Here is a 19,678-nt window from a genome sequence, read left to right as displayed (position 1 = left end):
CTTGTCCCCCGCTGAGCGCGGCGGCGCCCGCGGCAGGGGTCCGTCGGCCACCGCCGAGTGGTACCGGCACTTCGGCACCGTCGACGCGCCGGGCAACTCCGCCTGTTACGCGGAGTGGTCCGTGCGCATCGCGGGTGACCCGGAGCTGATCCGGCGGATCGACCAGTGGCCGTACAACAAACGCCAGCCCCTGCTGATGCTCGCGGCCGCACGCTTCCTCGGCGCCCGGATCAGCCCCTACCCGGACTTCCGGGCATTCCTGGACGCCCACGGGGACGACGTCTCCCGGATCGTGCTCAGCCGCGCCACCCAGACCAATGAGGCCGGGCGCTGCGCCACCCTGCTGCCGTCCCTGGCGCAGATCGCCGCCGCAGGCGGGCGCCCGCTGGCGCTCCTCGAGGTCGGAGCGTCGGCCGGCCTCGCCCTGTTTCCGGACCGCTACGGCTATGAGTACGACGCCGGCGGTCAGTTTACGCGGCTGGTCCCGGCCGGCGCCGCACCGGGGAGTTACCCGGTCCTGGGCTGCACCGTCACCGGCCCGGTCCCGCTCCCGGCGGAACTTCCGCCGGTGGTCTGGCGTGCCGGGATCGACCTTAACCCGCTGGACGTCAGGAACGCCGACGACGTCGCCTGGCTCGAAGCGCTGGTCTGGCCGGAACAGGACTTCCGCCGCGAACGGCTGCGCCGGGCAATCGCTATCGCCCGGGCCGACCCGCCGCTGCTGGTGGCCGGGGACCTCAACGACCGGCTCCCCGCCCTCGCCGCGCAGGCCCCGGCGGACGCCACCCTGGTGGTCCTCCACAGCGCGGTCATGGCCTACCTCGATGCGGAGGCCAGGGAGCGCTTCCGGAGCACCATGGCCCGGCTCGCCGCCGAACGCGGCTGCCACTGGCTCTCCAACGAAGGGCACACGGTGATCATCCAGGCCGATGGCTCCAGCGTGGTTCCCGAAATGGACGAATCCCGGCTCCGCGGCCGGTTCCTGCTGCTGCACAACGGCCGGCCCGCCGCGATCGCCGGTCCGCACGGCCAGAGCCTGGAATGGCTCTAGCGATCGAACCCCGCGCGCCGGGGCGGTTCCGCCGGCCCTGCTACTTCTGGATGCACTGGCCCGGGGAAACGGCACGGCCGAGGCCCGGCGCCTGGGCGGCCACCGGCCCCAGATCCGTCATCGTGATGGCATAGCCCAGCGACGATTCCTCCGTCGCCTTGGCGAAGATCACGCCCGCGACCTGCCCGTCGGTGGTCAGCAGCGGTCCGCCGGAGTTACCCGGCTGGACGTCCCCGGCAATCCGGTACACGTCCTCCGGCGCGGGGTTGCCGCCGTAGATGTCCGGCACCAGCACCGTCGCAATGTCCTGCACGGTGGCGGGTTTGGACTGGAACGGGCCGCCGTGGGGGTAGCCGGCGAACGCGGCCGGACTGCCGGCGGGCAGGTCGGCGCTGAGCGGCAGCGGGGCCGCGCGCAGGCCGTCCACGGCCACGACGGCGAGGTCATGCTGGCTGTCGAAGTACACCACGCGCCCGGGCAGGGCGCCGCCGCCGGGGATCTCCACGACCGGTTCGGGCACGCCGGCGACCACGTGGGCGTTCGTCACCACCCGGCCGGGAGACACGACGAAACCCGATCCGGTCTGGTTCTGTCCGCACTGGTAGGCGGTGCCCGCAATCTTCAGGACCGAAGCCGCGGCGTTGTTCAGGGCCGGGGTGTTGGTGCTGGCATCCGGAACGGCCACCGGCTGGCCCTGGCCGATTCCCTCGAACAGGGTCGGGATACCCTCGCCGATCACGGCGGACCGCAGCTGGGCCATCGACGCCTTGACCGGCACGGGAGTCACGCCGTCGATGAAGCGGATGACTTTCGACTCGGCGAGCGGCTGGGAGACGAAGGGAACGCCGAGCGCACCGAGGCTAAAAGCCAGCATCGACATGACCAGGGCGGAGACCACCACGTTGACGCCGCCGCCGGCCACGCGGTCGATGGACCGGAGCGGCCTGATCCGCACGACATTGCGGACCCGGCGGCCGATCGCCGTGCCCAGCCCGTGCCCCAGCACCATCAGCAGCACGGCGGCGCCAATGATCGCCGTGAGGCGCCAGCCGCTGTCCTCCACCAGGCCGCTGACAATGGGGACGGACAGGAACGCGGCCACGGCGCCCGCGGCGAAGCCGGCGATGCCGCCGACAGTGACGAGGAAGCCGTTGCGCAGGCCATGGATCAGGTAGGACAGCAGCGTCAGAATCAGGACGAGGTCCAGGATGGTCAAGCCGAACACCAATGCTCCTTGATAGGCAGGTAAGCCCCAATTCTACCGGCGCCGGCTGACAGTTTGCCGGGCCCGCCCGGCGGCCCGCGGCGGGTGCTCCTCCCGCCCCGGGCATGACGTTTGCCGCGTTTCGGTGCCAAGTACGTCACAGAAGCTCCAAAATTCTGAAACAATGGCTGAAGCGCCCCAGCCGACACAGTTTAGACAGGAGATTTCATGGATATCGAGGTATTGCGCCGCGCACCCCTCTTCGCCACGCTCGACGACGAGGCGTTCCGTCTGTTGACGGACGAACTCACCGAGGTGGACCTCTCACGCGGAGCCTCGGTATTCCGGGAAGGCGACCAGGGCGACCAGCTCTACTTCATCGTCTCCGGCAAGGTCAAGCTCGGGCGCACCTCCCCGGACGGCCGCGAATCACTGCTGGCCATCCTCGGCCCGGGTGAACTGTTCGGCGAAATGGCGCTGTTCGATCCGAGCCCCCGCACCGCCACGGCAACGGCTGTCTCGGAAACGCGCCTGGCCGGGCTCAAGAACGAGAGCCTCAATGCGCTGCTGCGCACCCGCCCGGAGGTCTCGGCCCAACTGCTGCAGGCCCTGGCCCGCCGGCTGCGCCGCACCAACGATTCCCTCTCCGACCTGGTCTTCTCCGACGTTCCGGGCCGGGTCGCCAAGGCGCTGCTGGACCTGGCGGACCGTTTCGGCCGCCCCGCGACCGACGGCGTCCTGGTCGCCCACGAGCTGACCCAGGAAGAACTGGCCCAGCTGGTCGGGGCTTCCCGCGAAACCGTCAACAAGGCCCTCGCCGAGTTTGTGCAGCGCGGCTGGCTGCGCCTGGAGGCCCGCGCCGTCGTCATCCTCGACATGCAGCGCCTCCGCCAGCGCTCCCGCTAACCCTCTTTGGCAGCACACGAAGGCCGGACCGCGGAAACGGTGCCGGCCTTCGGTGGTTAAGCCCTACCCCTACGCCCCTGCCCGCGGGACATGCCCAGCGTTGGTCACAGCTCGCCCGCGGGACATGCCCAGTCCTCGCACCCAGGAGTGGACACAATGCCACCCTGTCCACCCGCCGGGGCCACCGGAGGACATGTCCAGCCGTGGGAACCGTGGGGCCCAGGGTGGGGGCAGTCGGGGCTAGGGCCGGGGTCAGCGTTCGCGCTGGGGTTCTCCGGCGACGGTCTTGGCCGCCTCGACTTCAAGCATGAGCTGCCCGTCTTCCTCGACGAGCTTCGGCTGGTAGACGTGGAATTTGCGCTTGTAGCTCAAGTACGCGATGCAGCCGTTGGCCGCCGCCATCTTCTCGAGCATGATCTCCGAGCCGGGCACCAGGAGTTCGCCGAGGGTGCGCCCGACCGTGTTCTCCTGGCCCACCTCGTCGCCGAGCGCGGTGGTGTTCCGTTCGTCAATGACCCTGCGGGCGCAGACCCAGCGGCCCCAGACGCCCTTGGTGGCCAGCAGCGACGGCTGCTGGTTCACCGGCACCGTCGCGGCGAAATAGCGGGTGTTGAAGCGGCGGTGCGCGAAGTCCGGGCTGAGCCAGTTGACCAGGGGTTTGAGCAGGTCGGTCCGCACCGAAAGCCCGCGCTTGGCGAGCACCTCGGTGAAGGACTTCTCCTGCTCCGCCACAGCAACCCGGGCCCGCATCCAGTCCGCGGAGGTGGTCGCCTCCACCGTGGTGGACAGGTCGGGACCGGCCAGCAGGATGCCGGTTTCCTCGAACAGTTCGCGGATGGCGCCGACCACATGGCGGCGCGCCAGCCCGACGTCGGCGGTCCCCATCTGCTCGGCCCAATGCTGCTGCGAGGGGCCCAACCAGCCGACGGCGTCGTCGTCGGACGCCTCCAGGGAGCCGCCGGGAAAGGCGAGAACACCCAGCGGTGACGTGCCGGGCCGGTAGCCCAGCCACGTCTCCAGCCCCGTGGGCGAGTCGCGCAGCAGCACCACCGAGGAAGCGAAGCGGGGCTTGCGGGGGGTCCGCTCGCCGTGTTCCATCCAGCTGCGGGCCGCCCCCTCAAGATCCGGGGGAAGAGCAAAGAGGCGTCGGGCTAACTGAGGCAAGGGAGTTGACCTGCCCTCTAGGCGAATTCGGCGATCAGTTCGACTTCAACCGGGGAGTCGAGCGGGAGGACGGCCACGCCGACGGCGGACCGTGCGTGCTGGCCGGCGTCGCCGAGGACCTTGCCGAGCAGGTCCGACGCGCCGTTGATCACACCGGGCTGGCCCGTGAAGGACGGGTCAGAGGACACAAAGCCGACCACCTTGACGATCCGCGTGATCCGGTCCAGGTCACCGATGACACTCTTCACGGCGGCCAGGGCGTTGACGGCGCATACCGCGGCGTACTGCTTGGCAGCCTCCGGGGAAACGGTGGCCTCGTCCGAGGCGCCTTCGGTGCCGGAGGACACCTTTCCGGTCGCCTCAAGCCTGCCGTTGATGAACGGCAGCTGGCCGGAGGTGTACACGTGGTTGCCGGAGATGACGGCGGGCACGTAGGCGGCCACCGGGGCGGCAACCTCCGGCAGGCTCAGGCCGAGCTCGGCGAGGCGCTGCTCGACGGCGGACGACGCGCCGGTGCCGGCGGTACTCTGGGTCGGCGCCCCGGGAACTGCGGAGGCGCCCGGACCGGCGGATGCGGGGGTGCTCATGGCTACTGCTTCTCCCGCTTCAGGTAGGCAACGAGGCCGTTTCCGTCCGGGCCCGTGACAACCTGCACGAGCTCCCAGCCGTCGTCACCCCACTGGTCCAAAATCTGCTTTGTGGCGTGGATAATGAGCGGAATCGTGGCGTACTCCCATTTGGTCATGAGCTAAAGCCTAGTCCTTGCCGGTAAAGTGGAAAACATGGCGACTGGTAAGAACCCTTTATTTGACACGGCCACCACCCTCGGAAAGATCCTTCTTTTCCTGGGCGTGAGCGCCATTTGTGGCGTCCTGGTTGCGGGGCTGCTGGTCCCTGCGGCCGCGGTCACCGGCGGCTCCGCGAGCGGATCGATCAAGTTCTTCGAGACCCTCCCGGCCGAGCTGCAGGTGGACCCGCCGAGCCAGTCGACGTCGATCCTGGCCTCCGACGGCAGCGTGATCGCCAACCTCTACGCGGAGAACCGCACCCGGGTATCCCTCGACCAGATGTCGCCGTACGTCAAGGACGCGGTAATCGCCATTGAGGACAGCCGCTTCTATGAGCACGGCGGGGTGGACACCACCGGCATCATGCGCGCCCTGGTCAGCACGGCCCGCGGCAACCGGCAGGGTGCCTCGACCATCACCCAGCAGTACGTGAACAACGTCATCAACTCCACCCTCGAAGCCGAGGGCAAGGGTGACCAGGTCCTGCTGAACGGCGTGAACAAGGGCGTGGGCGACAAGCTGCGGGAGATGAAGCTCGCCATCGCGCTCGAGAAGAAGTTCACCAAGGAGCAGATCCTTGAGGGCTACCTCAACATCGTGTTCTTCAACCGTGACGCCTACGGCATCGAGGCCGCGTCCAAGTTCTTCTTCAGCACCACCGCCAAGGACCTGAACCTGCCGCAGGCGGCGCTCCTGGCCGGCCTGGTCAACAGCCCATCCTTCTTCGACCCGATCAACAACCCGGAAAACGCCAAGGTCCGCCGCGACCTGGTGCTGCAGTCCATGCTGACGCAGGGCAAGATTCCGCAGGCCGAGTACGACGCCGCGGTGGCCACCCCGGTGGAAACAAAGGTCACCCAGCCGCGCCAGGGCTGCGCCTACTCGGCGACGGCCCCGTACTTCTGCGACTACGTGCTGCACCTGCTGCTGAACAACCCGGCCTACGGCGCCGACGCGAAGGAACGCGAGCGGACGGTGTTCCGCGGCGGCCTGACCATCAAGACCACGCTGGACCCGAACGCCCAGGCGGTGGCACAGGCCCAGGTTGAGGCCTCCGCCGGGGAAAACCCGGACAAGTGGGGCGCCTCGCTGGTCTCCGTGCAGCCCGGCTCCGGCAAGATCGTCTCGATGGCGCAGAACACCCAGTTCCTTGAGGCCGAAGGAAAGTTCAACAACGTCATCAACTTCAACGTCGACATGCGTGACGCCCAGGGCAACGACCTCGGCGGCCTGGGCGGCTTCCAGCCCGGCTCCACAATGAAGCCGTTCACCTTCGCCGCGTGGCTCAACGAAGGCAAGTCGATGAACACAGTCCTCAACGGGACCGTGCGCAAGTACCCGCTGAACTACCGGTGGAAGAACACCTGCCCCACCCCGGTGGACGGCGCCTACAACACCGCGGAAAAGCGGCTCGGCGCGGCGGATGACCTGCAGAACGCCGAAGAAGGATATTACAAGAACATGAGCGTCGTCGACGGCCTCGCGAACTCGATCAACACCATGACGTTCGCCACGGCGGCGGGAGTGGACCTCTGCGGCATCCAGAAGATCGTCGACGCCGCCGGAATCCACGCGGGCCAGACCAACGAGCCCGTCCCCATGACACGGCTGTCCAACCTGATCGGCGCGACCCAGACCTCGCCGCTGACCATGGCCAGCGCATTCGCCACCTTCGCGAACGACGGCAAGTACTGCGAGCCGATGGCCATTGAGTCGGTGACCGACGCCAGCGGCGCCCAGCTGCCGGCCCAGGCCACCAGCTGCCGCGATGCGATCAAACCGGAAGTTGCCCGCGGTGTCAGCTTCGCGCTGCAGGAAGTCCTCAACCGCGGCTCCGGCTCCCTGATCAGGCCGCGGATCTCCACCAAGACCAGCTTCCCGATCGCCGCCAAGACCGGCACCAACGACCCCAACAACTCCACCTGGGTGGTCGGCTACACCAGCGGCCTGGCGACGGCGTCCTGGTTCGGCGACGCGCTGGGCGGCCAGGACCGGCCGGGACGCAACCTGACCTTCAACGGCAAGTTCTACAAGGCCATCGACGGCTACATGATCGCGGGCCCGCAGTTCTCGAACTACATGACCGAGGTGGCCCCGGCGTACGGCACCAACCCGTTCACGGCCCCGCCGTCGAACCTGGTGACCGGTCCGACCCCCACCACGGCACCCAAGCCGTCGACGCAGGCAACGCAGTCTTCACCGGAACCGTCCAGCCCGGCACCGGAGCCAGCCCCCTCGGAGACCAAGCCCGGCAACGGCGATAAGCCGAACCCGTGACCGGAAACAACCCGCTGGCAAGCCGCGTCCGAAGCATCGGGCGCGGCTTTGCCGTCACCGCCGCCGCGGGCGCCGTGACGGGTGCCGCCGCCACCGGATACGGGCTGTGGGAGAAAAACCAGTTCGTCCTGCGCGAGGAGACCCTGCCGATCCTCCCGGCAGGGTTCGCCCCGATCCGGGTACTGCACCTGAGCGACATCCACTTCGTGCCCGGCCAACGCAGCAAGGCCGCGTGGCTGTCCTCGCTCGCGGAACTGGAACCGGATCTGGTGGTCAACACCGGCGACAACCTCAGCCACGCCAAGGCCGTGGAACCGGTGCTGGAGGCGCTGCGCCCGCTGATGAAGTTTCCCGGCGTCTTCGTCCCCGGTTCGAACGACTACTTCGCCCCGCGGCTGAAAAACCCGGCCGCCTACTTCCTGGGACCGTCCGTCAAGCCCAAGGATCCCATCAAACTGGACTGGCCGCGGCTCCGCGCCGGCTTCGGCATGGGCGGCTGGGTGGACCTGACCAACCGCTGCCAGTCGCTGATCGTCAGGGGCCTGCGCGTCGACTTCTCCGGCGTCGACGATCCGCACCTGGGCCTCGAGCGGTACGCCGGCTGGCCCCGGGGCACCAAGGGCCAGGACAGCGCGCCGCACCTCCGGGTCGCCGTCATCCACGCCCCGTACCAGCGCGTCCTGGACCACTTCACCGAGGACCAGGCCGACCTGCTCCTCGCCGGGCACACCCACGGCGGCCAGATCTGCGTCCCGGGATTCGGTGCGCTCGTGGCCAACTGCGACCTGCCGACCTGGCGCGCCAAGGGCCTGCACGACTGGGAAAGCAACGGACGCACGACGCCGGTGAACGTCTCCGGCGGCATCGGCACCTCACGCTTCGCCCCGGTCCGGATCGCCTGCAAACCCGAGGCCGTGCTGCTCACGCTCGCACCGCGCCCCTGAGCCCACCCGGGTCCTCCCGCCCATTCCGGCAACCCGGCCAACGCCAGCCGCCGCAGGACATGCCCTCCCCCGGGCTCCGGGGATGGACATAGTGGCCTCCTGTCCCCTCCCCGCGGCCACCACTGGACATGCCCTCCCCGGCCTGCCCCGGCCACCGCGGGACATGCGCTCCCCCGGGCTCCGCGGGTGGACATCGTGGCCTTCTGTCCACTCCCCGGGGCCGCCACTGGGCATGTCCCGCTGCCAGCACAAGGCATGCCCTCCCCGGCCGCCACTGGGCATGTCCCGCGGGGCGCCGATGCCCTAGGGTAGTTGCTACAGGAAACTACATCCGGGTGCGTTTACCCCTACGCAGCTGAGCATTAAGAAGCGGGCATGGCCAAGCAGACCTCATTTTTCTCCTCCATCAGCCGTCTCTATCCCCACGTCAGGCCGATCATTCCGCGGCTCGTTATGGGCCTGCTCTGCGCCCTGACCGCCAGTCTTGTGGCCCTGACGATCCCCCAGGTGCTGCGGGTGCTGGTCAACGAGTCGCTCCGGCCCGGCGGCAGCGCGGACGCGGTCTGGATCGCCTCCCTCGTGGTCCTGGGCCTGGGTGTCGCGGAGGCCGGCCTGGTGGCGCTGCGCCGGCAGTTCGTGATCAATCCCGCCACCACCGTCGAGACCCGGATGCGGGTCTCCCTCTATGACCATCTGCAGGACTTGACCGTCTCCTTCCACGACCGGTGGGGCTCCGGCCAGCTGCTCTCCCGTGCCATGACGGACCTGAACTTCCTGCGCCGCTGGATGGCCTTCGGCGCCATCATGCTGGTGGTCACCACCCTTACCGTGGTGATCGGCGTCGTGGTCATGTTCACGATGAGCTGGCAGCTGGCGCTGATCTTCCTCGCCGCCGCCGTGCCGATCATGGTTTACGGCTTCCGCTTCCGCACCCGCTTCAGCAAGGTGGCCCGCCGCAGCCAGGACCAGGCCGGCGACCTCGCCACCACGGTCGAGGAATCGGTCCACGGGATCCGGGTGCTCAAGGCGTTCGGCCGCAGCCGCGAGGCGCTGGAGAACTTCAACGAACAGGCCGAGGAGCTCCGCCAGACGGAGATCGTCAAGGCCAAGCACGTGGCCACCTTCAGCATGGTCGTCACGCTGCTGCCCGAGCTGGCCCTCGGCGCCGGTCTCGTCGTCGGCGTCCTGCTGGTTTCGACCGGCGAGCTGAGCATCGGCGCGCTGGTGGCGTTCTTCGCGACCGCTGCCGTGGTTTCAACCCCGGTCGAGTTTTCCGGCACGCTGCTGGCCATGGCCCTCAACGCCAAGTCCGTGCTGGACCGGCACTTCGAGGTGATGGACTCGGTGAATACGATCACCAGCCCGGCACAGCCGCGCCGCCCGGCCGAGCTGAAGGGCGCGCTCCGCTTCAGCGGCGTCAGCTTTGCCTATGAGGATGCCCCGGAGAAGCCGATCCTCAAGGGCATCAGCCTTGCGGTCCAACCCGGTGAGACGATGGCCTTGGTCGGAATCACGGGCAGCGGCAAAAGCGCGCTGCTCCAGCTGGTTCCCCGGCTCTTCGATGTCACCGACGGCGCCGTCACCATTGACGGGGTGGACCTGCGCGAGTTCAGTGTCGAGGAGCTCCGCACGGTCGTCGGCGTCGCGTTTGAAGACACCACCCTGTTCTCCAACTCGGTCCGCGACAACGTGATGCTGGGCGCCCCGGCCGGCCTGCCGGACGGGCAACGCGAGCAGGCGCTGGAGGAAGCGCTCGACGTCGCCCAGGCCCACTTCGCGTACTCGCTGCCGGAGGGCCTGGACACGCTGATCGGCGAGGAAGGCCTCAGCCTTTCCGGCGGCCAGCGGCAGCGCATCGCCCTGGCCCGGGCCATCGCTGCCCGGCCCAGGGTCCTGGTCCTGGACGATCCGCTCTCCGCCCTGGACGTCCACACCGAGGAACTTGTCGAGACCAGGCTGCGGCAGGTGCTCTCCGGCACCACCACGCTGATCGTGGCCCACCGGCCGTCGACCGTGGCGATGGCGGACCGGGTGGCGCTGCTGGAGGACGGCCGGATCACCGCGGTCGGCACCCACACCGAACTGCTCGCGGAGAACCGCCACTACCGCTACGTGATCGCCAGCCTCGATCCGGAGCCGCGGGACCTCGACTCCGACCTGCTGGATAACGAACTGTCAGGCTTCGGCGCCGAGGAGATCTCCCGATGAGCAGCACAACCTTCGGCACCGCGAACGAGGACAACGCGCACCTGTCCCGGACCGAGAGCAAGGCCGTGCGGCGCCGCTCCCTGGCCCTGCTCGGCTCGCTCATCCGCCCGGTGCGCCGGCGGTTCTGGCTGACCATTGCCGCCGTCGTGCTGTCACAGGCTGCGCGGGTTGCCGGGCCGGCGCTGATCGCCTTCGGCATCGACCGGGCGCTGCCTGCCCTGCGGGCCGGTGACAACCTGCCGCTGCTGCTCACCGGCGCCGCCTACCTGGCGGCCGCCATCGCGACGGCGGGCCTCACGGCCCTGTACGTGACCTCGACGGCGCGCCTGAGCCAGGCGATGCTGCTGGACCTGCGCGTCCGGGTTTTCCGGCACACCCAGCGGCTCAGCCTGGAATTCCACGAAAAGTACACCTCGGGGCGCATTATCGCCCGGCAGACCTCGGATCTGGAGGCGCTGCGCGAGCTCCTGGACTCCGGGATCAGCTCGCTGGCCTCGGGGCTGCTGTTTATGGTGCTGACGGCCGCGACGGTGGTCGCCCTGGACTGGCGCAGCGGGCTGCTGGTCCTGGCCGCCGGCGTGCCGATGTACTTCCTGACCCGCTGGTACCAGAAACACTCCCAGATCGCGTTCCGCGAATCCCGCGTCGCTTCGTCCGGGATGATTGTGCACTTCGTGGAAACCATGACCGGAATCCGCGCGGTCAAGGCCTTCCGCAAGGAACGCGACAACGCGGCACACTACGCCGGCCTCGCCGAGGACTACCGCAGGGTCACGGTCCGCTCCATCAACCTCAACGGCATCTTCCAGCCCGGCCTGGTGCTGATCGGCAACGTCTGCGTTGCCGTCGTCCTGCTCTTCGGCGGTTTCCGGGTGCTCAGCGGCGATCTCGCCGTCGGCGTCCTGCTGGCCCTGATCCTGTCCACCAAGCGCTTCTTCCAGCCGGTGGACCAGATGGCCATGTTCTACAACTCCTTCCAGAGCGCCCAGGCGGCGCTGGAGAAAGTCTCCGGGCTGCTGGAGGAGGTCCCCACCGTCCGGCCGCCCACGAACCCGGAGGCACTGCACGACGCCGGCGGAACGATCGACTTCCGGCAGGTCGAATTCCGCTACGGCGACGGCCCGGTGGTCATCCCCACGCTGGACCTGCACATCCCCGCCGGCCAGACCGTGGCGCTGGTGGGCCAGACCGGTGCCGGCAAGTCCACCTTCGCCAAGCTGATCGCCCGCTTCTACGACGTCTCCGCCGGCTCCCTGACGCTCGACGGCGTGGACCTGCGGGAGCTCGCGACGGCCGACCTGCGCCGGAACGTCGTGATGGTCACCCAGGAGGCCTTCCTGTTCAGCGGCTCCGTGGCGGACAACATCGCCCTCGGCCGGCCGGGGGCGTCCCGCGCCGAAATCGAGGCCGCCGCGAAGGCCGTGGGCGCGCACGGGTTCATCCAGGCGCTCCCCGAGGGCTACGACACGGACGTCAACAAGCGCGGCGGCCGGGTTTCCGCCGGGCAGCGCCAGCTGATCAGCTTCGCCCGGGCCTTCCTGGCCCGGCCCGCCGTGCTGATCCTGGACGAGGCAACGTCCTCGCTGGATATCCCCTCTGAACGGCTTGTCCAGGCCGGCCTTGCACGGCTGCTCAAGGGCAACGGAACCGACGCCGGACGGACCGCCCTCATCATCGCCCACCGCCTGTCCACGGTGGAGGCCGTCGACCGGGTCCTCGTGATCCACGACGGGCTCGTCGTCGAGGACGGCAGCCCGGCAGAGCTGATCGGCGGCGGCGGCCGGTTCGCCCGCCTGCACGGGGCCTGGAAGGATTCGCTGGTCTGAGCCCCGATTTCGCATCCGGGGCTCCTATCGGATACTCTTGTGAAGTTGCTTTTGAAGTAACGGATCGGGATGTGGCGCAGCTTGGTAGCGCGCGTCGTTCGGGACGACGAGGTCGCAGGTTCAAATCCTGTCATCCCGACCAATCAAGAAGAGGGCCTTCCAGCTGGAAGGTCCTCTTCTTTTTGCGTCGGCGGAAGGCCCGGTTCAGGACGACGCCTTCAGCAGTTCCCGGGGCCGCCAACCCGGTTCCTGATTTACCGCCACCAGGGCAAAAAATAGCCCCGGGACGCGTTCGCGATGTCCCGGGGCTACGACGTGCGTTTGCTTACATCGGGTCGGGCCAGTTGCCCACGTTGGTGGAGTAAGTCATCGGGTCAGGCCAGTTGCCCACGTTGGTGGAGAAGGTCATCGGGTCAGGCCAGTTGCCCACGGCCTGAGGGGCGTTCATGGGATCCGGCCAGTTACCCACAGCGGTGAATCCGACCTCGTCGACAGTGGAACCAGCGGACAGCATGGCCGGGGCCGCAGCGGAGAATGCCAGTGCACACGCCAAAACGGCGCCAGCTGCAATCTTCTTCAACATAGAGTTCCTCAATATGAGTCGGAGTCGTTACCAAGTCAGCACTACCCTTGTTGACACACATTGTAAAATGATTTCCACAGAGACTGTCAAGCATTTAGTACAAAGAATGTCCGGAATTAGGAGGTATCCGTGGGGAACGGATTCGGGGAAAAACTCCGAGCGGAACGGCTGGAACGCGGCCTGACGCAGGCCGAACTGGGTCGGGATCTCTACTCGCCCAGCTACATCTCCCTACTGGAGACCGGGCGCCGTGAACCAACCGCGGATGTGATTGAAGAGCTGGCCCGGCGGCTGGAGCTCGCCCCAAAAGCGTTGGAAGCCTGGAGCCAGCCGGTATCCATCAGTGATGCCGAGTACGTGCTCGCGGGGCTTTATGCCCGACAGGCCTGGGACCTGCGGGATTACCCGCTGGCGGCGAAGCACGCCGCGGCCGCGGCCCAGATCGCGCTCGATGCCAAGAACACCAGTGCCTGGTGGAATATGAGCTATATGCAGGCCGAATGCCTGATCAAGCAGGGCCGGTGGGAAGAGTGCAAGGACATCGTGCAGCGACTGCTGGACCACCCGATGGCCGCCGAGTCGGCGGGGCTGGGCGTACGGGCTGAGCAGATGCTCGCCGCGGCCGCGCAGGGGCAGGGACAGCTGACGGCCGCCGTCGAACACTCGCAGGCGGCAGTGCGGCTCTGCGCCGAACTGCCGAAGGGATCCACCCTGATCATCGGCGCGCTGCGCGCCCTGATCGGCGCGCTGGCCGAAAGCGGCCGCCTCGATGAGGCGTGGCAGTACTGCCAGGACATGAACGAGCAGATGGATGATCATTCCATGACCCAGCTCGCCGGCGAGGTTGCCTGGGTGATCGGCAACGTGGCATTCATGCGCCACGACTACCAGGAGGGCATCAAGTACCACGAGCGTGCGGCACAGATGCTCTCCCCGGCGAACGACATCGACCTCTGGGCCCGGTTCAACAAGGCCTCGGCCGCCGTCCGCCTGTCCTCCGGCATCGTCGAACCCGAAACGCTGACCTCGATCGAACGTGCCGAGCTGGCGCTGTCCATCGTGGGGGGCAACAAAACGGACCACCTCGAGGTGGCGTTCATCCGGGCCCGCTGGCTCTACCTCACCGGCGATATCGTCGCTGCAGTCCAGAAACTGCGCGAGATCCACGCCGACAAGGATGCTCTGGCAAAGCACACCGCCGGCGAAGTCTCGTTACTGCTCGGCAAGGCGCTCAAGGCGGCTGGTGAATCCGACGAGGCTCTCGTCTACCTTGAGGAAGCGCAGCGGGAATTCAGTGCAGCCGGCGCCTCGGACCGGGTCCAGCAGTCCATGGACGCCGTGCTGGAAATCCGGCTGGCGCAGCGCCGGGCGCAGGCCGCTGCTTCCGCCGGAACCTAGCGGCCCCCGCCCGTGGTTAATTACGTCTAGGCGAACGTGCGCCCGGTGAGCTTCTCGTAGGCCTCCACGTAGCGGCTGCGGGTGCGGACGACGACGTCGGCGGGCAGCGCCGGCGGCGGGGTGTCCGAGGACTTGTCCCAGCCGGATTCGGCCGAGGTCAGCCAGTCGCGGACGTACTGCTTGTCATAGGAGGGCTGGGCCTTGCCCGGTTCGTAGGTCGCGGCATCCCAGAACCGTGAGGAGTCCGGGGTAAGCACCTCGTCGCCGAGGGTGATGACGCCGCTGGCGGCGTCGAAGCCGAACTCCACCTTGGTGTCGGCGAGGATGATGCCGCGGCCGCGGGCGATCGCCTCGGCCTTGGTGTAGATCTCCAGGGTGAGCTCGCGCAGCCGGGCGGCGATGTCCGCCCCGACGAGCTCCACGACGGCGTCGTAGGTGATGTTCTCGTCATGCTCGCCCACCTCGGCCTTCGCGGAGGGGGTGAAGATGGCCTCGCCGAGCCGTGACCCGTCCACGAGTCCGTCCGGAAGGGGGATGCTGCAGACGGTGCCGGACTGCCGGTACTCCAGCAGCCCTGAGCCGGTGAGGTAGCCGCGGGCGATGCATTCGACCGGGAACATGTCCAGCTTCTTGCAGATCATCGCCCGGCCCTCGACGGCGGCGGGCACGCCGGCGTCGACCGTGGACGCCAGCACGTGGTGCTCCACGCCGAGCTGTTCGAACCACCAGAGGCTCAGCTGGGTCAGGATGCGGCCCTTGTCCGGGATTTCACTGGCGAGGACGTGGTCGTAGGCGCTGATCCGGTCGCTGGCGACGACGAGGACGCACTCCTGGCCGATCCGCTCCGTGATAGATGCGTCGGACGAGACGTACAGGTCGCGGACTTTTCCGGAGTAGATATGCTTCCAGCCGGGCAGGTCCAGAGTCGCGGTGTCCAGGCCGGTCTTCGGCGCAGAGGTGGGTCCGGTCGTTTCCGGGACGGAGGATTCTGGCGTGCTCATGCTCAGGCCTTCGCTTTCGTGGCGCCGGGGGTGCCGGGCGTCGTGACCTTGATCTCGCCGCGGGCCGCCTTGCCTCCGATGTCGGTGCGGAACTGGCTGCCGTCCAGCTGGACCAGCTCGACGCCGTCGTAAGCCCGTTCCCTGGCCTCGACGAGGTCGGTGCCCAGCGCCACCACGGCCAGGACCCGGCCGCCGGCGGAGACAACCTTGCCTTCGTCGTCGAGCCTGGTGCCGGCGTGGATCACGTGGACACCCTCGATCAACTCGACTTTTTTGAGCCCGCGGATCCGGTCGCCGGTGCGCGGGGTGTCAGGGTAGTTTTCAGCGGCGACGACGACGGCGACCGCGGTGTCCTTGGACCAGCGCAGCGGCTGGACCTTGTCCAGTTCGCCCCTGGCGGCCGCCATCAGCAGCCCGCCGAGGGGGGTTTTGAGGCGGGCGAGCACGGCCTGGGTTTCCGGGTCGCCGAAGCGGACGTTGAATTCGATCACGCGGGTGCCGCGGGAGGTCAGGGCGAGGCCGACGAAGAGCACGCCGACGAACGGGGTGCCGCGGTGCGCCATCTGGTTCACCGTGGGCTGGGCGACGCGGTCGATGACTTCCTGGACGAGGCCTTCGGGCGCCCATTCCAGCGGGGTGTAGGCGCCCATGCCGCCGGTGTTGGGGCCTTCGTCGTTGTCGAAGATCCTTTTGAAGTCCTGCGCCGGGGAGAGCGCCACGGTGTTGAGGCCGTCGCAGAGGACAAACACGGAGACCTCGGGGCCATCGAGGAACTCCTCGATCACCACGGTGCCGCCGGCGTCGAAGCAGCTCAGCGCGTGCGCGAGCGCCTCGTCCCGGTTGTTGGTGACGACGACGCCCTTGCCGGCGGCGAGTCCGTCGTCCTTGACCACGTAGGGGGCGCCGAAGGTGTCGAGCGCGTCGGAGGCTTCCTCTGCGTTGGCGGCCACCCTGGCCATGGCGGTGGGAACATCGGCCTCGGCCATAATTTCCTTGGCGAAAGCCTTGGAGGCTTCGAGCTGGGCCGCGGCCCTGCTCGGGCCGAACACGGGGATGCCGGCGGCGCGGACGGCGTCGGACACCCCGGCGGCAAGCGGAGCCTCGGGGCCAACGACCACCAGGTCGACGGTCAGCTTGGTGGCCAGGGCCGCGACGGCGTCGGGATCGTTCGCGTCGATGGCGTGTGTGGGGACCAGTTTGCTGATGCCGGCGTTGCCCGGGGCCGCGTGGACCTCGGATACGTTCGGGTCAGCAAGCAAGGATCGGACAATGGCGTGTTCGCGGCCGCCGGGGCCGATTACTAGTACCTTCACAGTTCCCAAGGGTACTTTGTGGACCCGGCAGGCTCCTAAGCCGTGACCGCCCCGGGACATGCCCAGTCCGGGCGGCGCCCACGGGACATAAGGCCAACATGTCCACCCCGGCACCCCATGGGAGGGCATGTCCCATGCGGGGGCGGCAATCCGCGGCGGGTGCGGCTACGAAGACCAGACATGGAGAAGCCCAGCACGCAGACGCCCCGCGCGGAAGAACCCAGCCGAGGAAATCCCCCCCGGACGCCGCCGGGCAACGACTCACGGACGAAGCGGCCGTCCGGACCCACCGCCCTGGCCGCACTGGCGGGAGTGGCGGCGGCCGCCGTCGTCCTGTCCGTTGCCGAACTGGTCGGCGCGTTCTTCACCGCGCGGGCGACGCCGCTGAACGCCCTCGGCTCAACCTTCATCGACTTCACGCCGCCGTGGCTGAAGGATTTCGCGATCGCCACGTTCGGCACCAACGACAAGCTCGCCCTGTTCGTCGGCATGGCTGCCACCATCGCGCTGCTCGCCTGCGCCCTGGGCATCGTCGCGTACCGCAAATGGACCCTCGGCGTCCTGGGCGTGCTGCTGATGGGCGCCGTGATCGTGGCGAGCGTGGTGACCCGGGCCGGAGTCCGTCCGCAGGACGCGGTTCCCTCGCTGATCGGCACCGCGGCCGGATTGATCGCGCTGCGGCTCCTGATCGCAATGTTGTGGCGGGACCAGCAGCGGCCAGGGGCGGACCCGGGCCACGCAACGGGCCCGGACCGGGCCGCCGCCGGCGCAGGGAAGCGTCCCGCTGCGAGCCGCCGCGCGTTCTTTGCCGCCACCGGCGTTACCGCCGCGGCCTCAGCCATTGCTGCGACGGGCGGACGCCTGCTCAGCGCGGCCCGCAGCAACGTGGCCCAGGCCCGCGAATCCCTGCAGCTGCCCGCCCCTGCGAAAGCGGCCCCCGCCGTTCCCGCCGGAGTGCAGTCCAGGGCTCCCGGCGTGACACCGTGGCTGACACCCAACAACGACTTCTACCGCATCGACACCGCCCTGAGCGTGCCCGAAATCAACGTCCAGGACTGGGAACTGCGGATCCACGGCCTGGTGGAGCGGGAGGTCCGGCTCAGCTTCCAGGACCTGCTGGACGCAAAGCTGATCGAATCGCACGTCTCCCTGACCTGTGTGTCCAACCCGGTCGGCGGGAACCTGGCCGGCAACGCCAAGTGGCTGGGCATGCCCATCCGGGACGTGCTCAAGATGGCCGGACCCAAGGACGGCGCCGATATGGTGCTCTCCACCTCGATCGACGGCTTCAGCGCCTCGACCCCCCTGGAAGTTCTCCAGGACGACCGCGACGCGATGCTGGCGATCGGCATGAATGGTGAAGCCCTGCCGCTGGAACACGGTTACCCCGTGCGGATGGTCGTGCCTGGCCTGTATGGCTTCGTGTCCGCCACCAAATGGGTGGTGGACCTCGAAGTCACCCGCTTCGCGGACAGCCAGGCCTACTGGACGCGGCGCGGCTGGTCCGAGCGGGGCCCGATCAAGACCATGGCCCGGGTGGAAGTCCCGAAGTCCTTCGCCAAGGTTCCGGCTGGGCGGGTTGCGATCGGCGGCACCGCCTGGGCCCAGACGCGCGGCATCACCAGGGTTGAGGTCCAGATCGACAACGGGCCCTGGACCGAGGCGACCCTCTCGGACGAGGCCTCACTCATCACGTGGCGGCAGTGGTCCTTCGACTGGGAAGCCACGCCAGGCCCGCACTACATCAAGGCCCGCGCCACGGACGGAACCGGCGAGGTCCAGACGGACCAGCGCGCGGATCCGGTGCCCGACGGCGCCTCGGGCTGGCAGTCGCTGATGGTGACCGTGGAGTAACCGGGGTATCCCCACCGGGCACCATAGACTTGCTGCATGCCCCTGAATTCACACGCCACCTTCACCGTCGAGTCCGCCGTCGAACTGGCCGTCGTTGAACGCAGCGGCTTTGTGGAGTCCCGGCACATCGGCTCCGCCGTCCTCATTGCCGGGGACGGCAGCGTCGTCACCGAACTGGGCGACATCACCACGCCGATCTTCGCCAGGTCCACGCTCAAGCCGCTGCAGGCCCTCGCCTCAATGCAGTCCGGCGTGCCCCTGCGCGGCGCCCAGGTCGCAATCGCCTGCGGCAGCCACGTCGGCTCGCTGGATCACATGGACATCGTCGAGGGCATGCTCAAGGCCGCAGGCGTCAAGGAAGAGCAGCTCCAGTGCCCCGCGGCCTGGCCCGAGGATGAGACCGCCCGGAACTGGCTGGTCCGCTCCGAAAGGGGCAAAACCAAGCTCGCCTTCAACTGCTCCGGAAAGCACGCCGCGTTCCTCTGGGCCTGCACCGAGAACGGCTGGGACACCCACAGCTACCTCGAGCCCAACCACCCGCTGCAGCAGCGCATCCGCTCCGTGATCGAGGAATACACCGGCGAAAGCATCGCCCACCTCGGCATCGACGGCTGCGGCGCCCCCGTGGCCGCCGTCTCCCTGACAGGACTGGCCCGGGCCTTCTCCAAACTGGCCAAGGCCCCCGGGGACAAGAACTCCAACGCCCGCGCCGCCACGATCGCCACCTCGATGCTGGACTACCCGTGGGCGGTTCAGGGCAAGGGCGAGTGCAACACAATCGTCATGGACGACCTCGGCATCCTCGCCAAGATCGGCGCGGAGGGCGTGCTGGTGATGGCCACCCCCACCGGCGCCGCCGTCGCCATCAAGGTCCTCGACGGCAACATCCGGGCCACCACGCTCGTCGGGCTGACCCTGCTGGCCGCCGCCGGCGCCGTCGACGTCCCGGAAGTGGCCAGCGTGCTGGACAAGGTGGTCACGCCCGTGCTCGGCGGCGGCCGGCCGGTGGGCAAACTCCGCCTCGGCCAGGCAGTCTCGGCGCTGCTCGACTGACGGCGAGGCCCTCCGTGGGACGTGGGCTGGACTACGGACGGCGGCTCGGGCAGTCTGGATAGTTCCCGACGTCGCCCACTCCGGGTGAACGTCCGGGCCCTGCTACCG

16 protein-coding genes and 1 tRNA gene are annotated in these 19,678 nt (G+C 68.5%); 10 read left to right on the top strand and 7 right to left on the bottom strand.

Annotation, left to right across the window (positions count from 1 at the left end; translation table 11 throughout):
* Window position 1: 1 nt before the first annotated feature.
* Window positions 2-1,051 (top strand): DUF2332 domain-containing protein, encoded by a 1,050-nt coding sequence (locus AC50X9_RS17650; RefSeq protein WP_494895610.1) that lies wholly within the window; start codon window positions 2-4, stop codon window positions 1,049-1,051.
* Between the two features lie 40 nt (window positions 1,052-1,091).
* Here the strand turns inward: AC50X9_RS17650 and AC50X9_RS17645 are convergent, their stop codons facing one another.
* Window positions 1,092-2,276 (bottom strand): MarP family serine protease, encoded by a 1,185-nt coding sequence (locus AC50X9_RS17645; RefSeq protein ID WP_494895608.1) that lies wholly within the window; start codon window positions 2,274-2,276, stop codon window positions 1,092-1,094.
* Between the two features lie 207 nt (window positions 2,277-2,483).
* Here AC50X9_RS17645 and AC50X9_RS17640 point away from each other — a divergent pair, with 207 nt between their 5' ends.
* A complete protein-coding gene (locus AC50X9_RS17640; protein ID WP_011693220.1) occupies window positions 2,484-3,161 on the top strand; it encodes a Crp/Fnr family transcriptional regulator in 678 nt (225 codons plus the stop codon).
* Between the two features lie 252 nt (window positions 3,162-3,413).
* Here the strand turns inward: AC50X9_RS17640 and AC50X9_RS17635 are convergent, their stop codons facing one another.
* From AC50X9_RS17635 to sp36, 3 genes are read right to left on the bottom strand one after another with little or no spacing between them, the layout of a single operon-like run.
* Window positions 3,414-4,325 (bottom strand): NUDIX hydrolase, encoded by a 912-nt coding sequence (locus AC50X9_RS17635; protein ID WP_494895606.1) that lies wholly within the window; start codon window positions 4,323-4,325, stop codon window positions 3,414-3,416.
* 17 nt (window positions 4,326-4,342) lie between these two features.
* Window positions 4,343-4,912: a RidA family protein gene (locus AC50X9_RS17630; RefSeq protein ID WP_494895604.1), complete on the bottom strand. Its 570-nt coding sequence runs from the start codon at window positions 4,910-4,912 to the stop codon at window positions 4,343-4,345.
* Window positions 4,913-4,914: 2 nt separating this feature from the next.
* Window positions 4,915-5,070, bottom strand: a complete 156-nt coding sequence (gene sp36, locus AC50X9_RS17625) for a Sp36 family protein (protein WP_159828426.1) — start codon at window positions 5,068-5,070, stop codon at window positions 4,915-4,917.
* A gap of 37 nt (window positions 5,071-5,107) precedes the next feature.
* Here sp36 and AC50X9_RS17620 point away from each other — a divergent pair, with 37 nt between their 5' ends.
* The 5 genes from AC50X9_RS17620 to AC50X9_RS17600 all read left to right on the top strand — a co-directional run bounded on the left by AC50X9_RS17620 (window position 5,108) and on the right by AC50X9_RS17600 (window position 12,510).
* Window positions 5,108-7,390: a transglycosylase domain-containing protein gene (locus AC50X9_RS17620; RefSeq protein WP_494895601.1), complete on the top strand. Its 2,283-nt coding sequence runs from the start codon at window positions 5,108-5,110 to the stop codon at window positions 7,388-7,390.
* A complete protein-coding gene (locus AC50X9_RS17615; RefSeq protein WP_494895599.1) occupies window positions 7,387-8,334 on the top strand; it encodes a metallophosphoesterase in 948 nt (315 codons plus the stop codon). Before AC50X9_RS17620 ends, AC50X9_RS17615 begins: the two co-directional genes overlap by 4 nt.
* A gap of 375 nt (window positions 8,335-8,709) precedes the next feature.
* Window positions 8,710-10,542 (top strand): ABC transporter ATP-binding protein, encoded by a 1,833-nt coding sequence (locus AC50X9_RS17610; protein WP_494895597.1) that lies wholly within the window; start codon window positions 8,710-8,712, stop codon window positions 10,540-10,542.
* Window positions 10,539-12,368, top strand: a complete 1,830-nt coding sequence (locus tag AC50X9_RS17605) for an ABC transporter ATP-binding protein (protein ID WP_494895595.1) — start codon at window positions 10,539-10,541, stop codon at window positions 12,366-12,368. Before AC50X9_RS17610 ends, AC50X9_RS17605 begins: the two co-directional genes overlap by 4 nt.
* Before the next feature lie 65 nt (window positions 12,369-12,433).
* Window positions 12,434-12,510: transfer RNA gene (locus AC50X9_RS17600), tRNA-Pro, on the top strand.
* 183 nt (window positions 12,511-12,693) lie between these two features.
* On the opposite strand, the gene AC50X9_RS17595 is transcribed toward AC50X9_RS17600, so the two are convergent.
* Complete coding sequence (locus AC50X9_RS17595; RefSeq protein ID WP_494895593.1) at window positions 12,694-12,951, bottom strand: hypothetical protein; 258 nt, start codon at window positions 12,949-12,951, stop codon at window positions 12,694-12,696.
* A 129-nt stretch (window positions 12,952-13,080) separates the two neighbouring features.
* On the opposite strand from AC50X9_RS17595, the gene AC50X9_RS17590 reads away from it, so the two are divergent.
* Entirely contained in the window at window positions 13,081-14,349 is a 1,269-nt protein-coding gene (locus AC50X9_RS17590) for a helix-turn-helix domain-containing protein (RefSeq protein ID WP_494895591.1), read from the top strand.
* 26 nt (window positions 14,350-14,375) lie between these two features.
* Here the strand turns inward: AC50X9_RS17590 and AC50X9_RS17585 are convergent, their stop codons facing one another.
* Both AC50X9_RS17585 and purD read right to left on the bottom strand, forming a co-directional pair.
* Window positions 14,376-15,350, bottom strand: coding sequence for a phosphoribosylaminoimidazolesuccinocarboxamide synthase (locus AC50X9_RS17585; RefSeq protein WP_494895589.1), 975 nt, complete (start codon window positions 15,348-15,350; stop codon window positions 14,376-14,378).
* Window positions 15,351-15,352: 2 nt separating this feature from the next.
* The gene (gene purD / locus AC50X9_RS17580) at window positions 15,353-16,663 is read right to left on the bottom strand and encodes a phosphoribosylamine--glycine ligase (protein WP_494895587.1); all 1,311 of its coding nucleotides are present in this window, start codon (window positions 16,661-16,663) and stop codon (window positions 15,353-15,355) included.
* A gap of 180 nt (window positions 16,664-16,843) precedes the next feature.
* Between purD and AC50X9_RS17575 the strand changes: the two genes are divergently transcribed.
* Together AC50X9_RS17575 and AC50X9_RS17570 are read left to right on the top strand one after the other, a co-directional pair.
* Window positions 16,844-18,517, top strand: a complete 1,674-nt coding sequence (locus AC50X9_RS17575; protein WP_494895585.1) for a molybdopterin-dependent oxidoreductase — start codon at window positions 16,844-16,846, stop codon at window positions 18,515-18,517.
* Between the two features lie 36 nt (window positions 18,518-18,553).
* On the top strand, window positions 18,554-19,570 hold the full coding sequence (locus AC50X9_RS17570) for an asparaginase (protein ID WP_494895583.1): 1,017 nt from the start codon (window positions 18,554-18,556) through the stop codon (window positions 19,568-19,570).
* Window positions 19,571-19,678 lie beyond the last annotated feature (108 nt).

The sequence above is a fragment of the Pseudarthrobacter sp. HLT1-3 genome, assembly GCF_059383535.1.
Note: the sequence above shows the minus strand (reverse complement) of the source record. Positions and strands in the feature narration are given on the sequence as shown.

What these genes read in the sequence shown, in the direction of transcription:
- AC50X9_RS17570 (WP_494895583.1), top strand. Translation starts at nt 18,554, where the DNA reads ATGCCCCTGAATTCACACGCCACCTTCACCGTCGAGTCCGCCGTCGAA.
- AC50X9_RS17630 (WP_494895604.1), bottom strand. Translation starts at nt 4,912, where the DNA reads ATGAGCACCCCCGCATCCGCCGGTCCGGGCGCCTCCGCAGTTCCCGGG.
- AC50X9_RS17585 (WP_494895589.1), bottom strand. Translation starts at nt 15,350, where the DNA reads ATGAGCACGCCAGAATCCTCCGTCCCGGAAACGACCGGACCCACCTCT.
- AC50X9_RS17610 (WP_494895597.1), top strand. Translation starts at nt 8,710, where the DNA reads ATGGCCAAGCAGACCTCATTTTTCTCCTCCATCAGCCGTCTCTATCCC.
- sp36 (WP_159828426.1), bottom strand. Translation starts at nt 5,070, where the DNA reads ATGACCAAATGGGAGTACGCCACGATTCCGCTCATTATCCACGCCACA.
- AC50X9_RS17605 (WP_494895595.1), top strand. Translation starts at nt 10,539, where the DNA reads ATGAGCAGCACAACCTTCGGCACCGCGAACGAGGACAACGCGCACCTG.
- AC50X9_RS17575 (WP_494895585.1), top strand. Translation starts at nt 16,844, where the DNA reads ATGGAGAAGCCCAGCACGCAGACGCCCCGCGCGGAAGAACCCAGCCGA.
- AC50X9_RS17620 (WP_494895601.1), top strand. Translation starts at nt 5,108, where the DNA reads ATGGCGACTGGTAAGAACCCTTTATTTGACACGGCCACCACCCTCGGA.
- AC50X9_RS17640 (WP_011693220.1), top strand. Translation starts at nt 2,484, where the DNA reads ATGGATATCGAGGTATTGCGCCGCGCACCCCTCTTCGCCACGCTCGAC.
- AC50X9_RS17595 (WP_494895593.1), bottom strand. Translation starts at nt 12,951, where the DNA reads ATGTTGAAGAAGATTGCAGCTGGCGCCGTTTTGGCGTGTGCACTGGCA.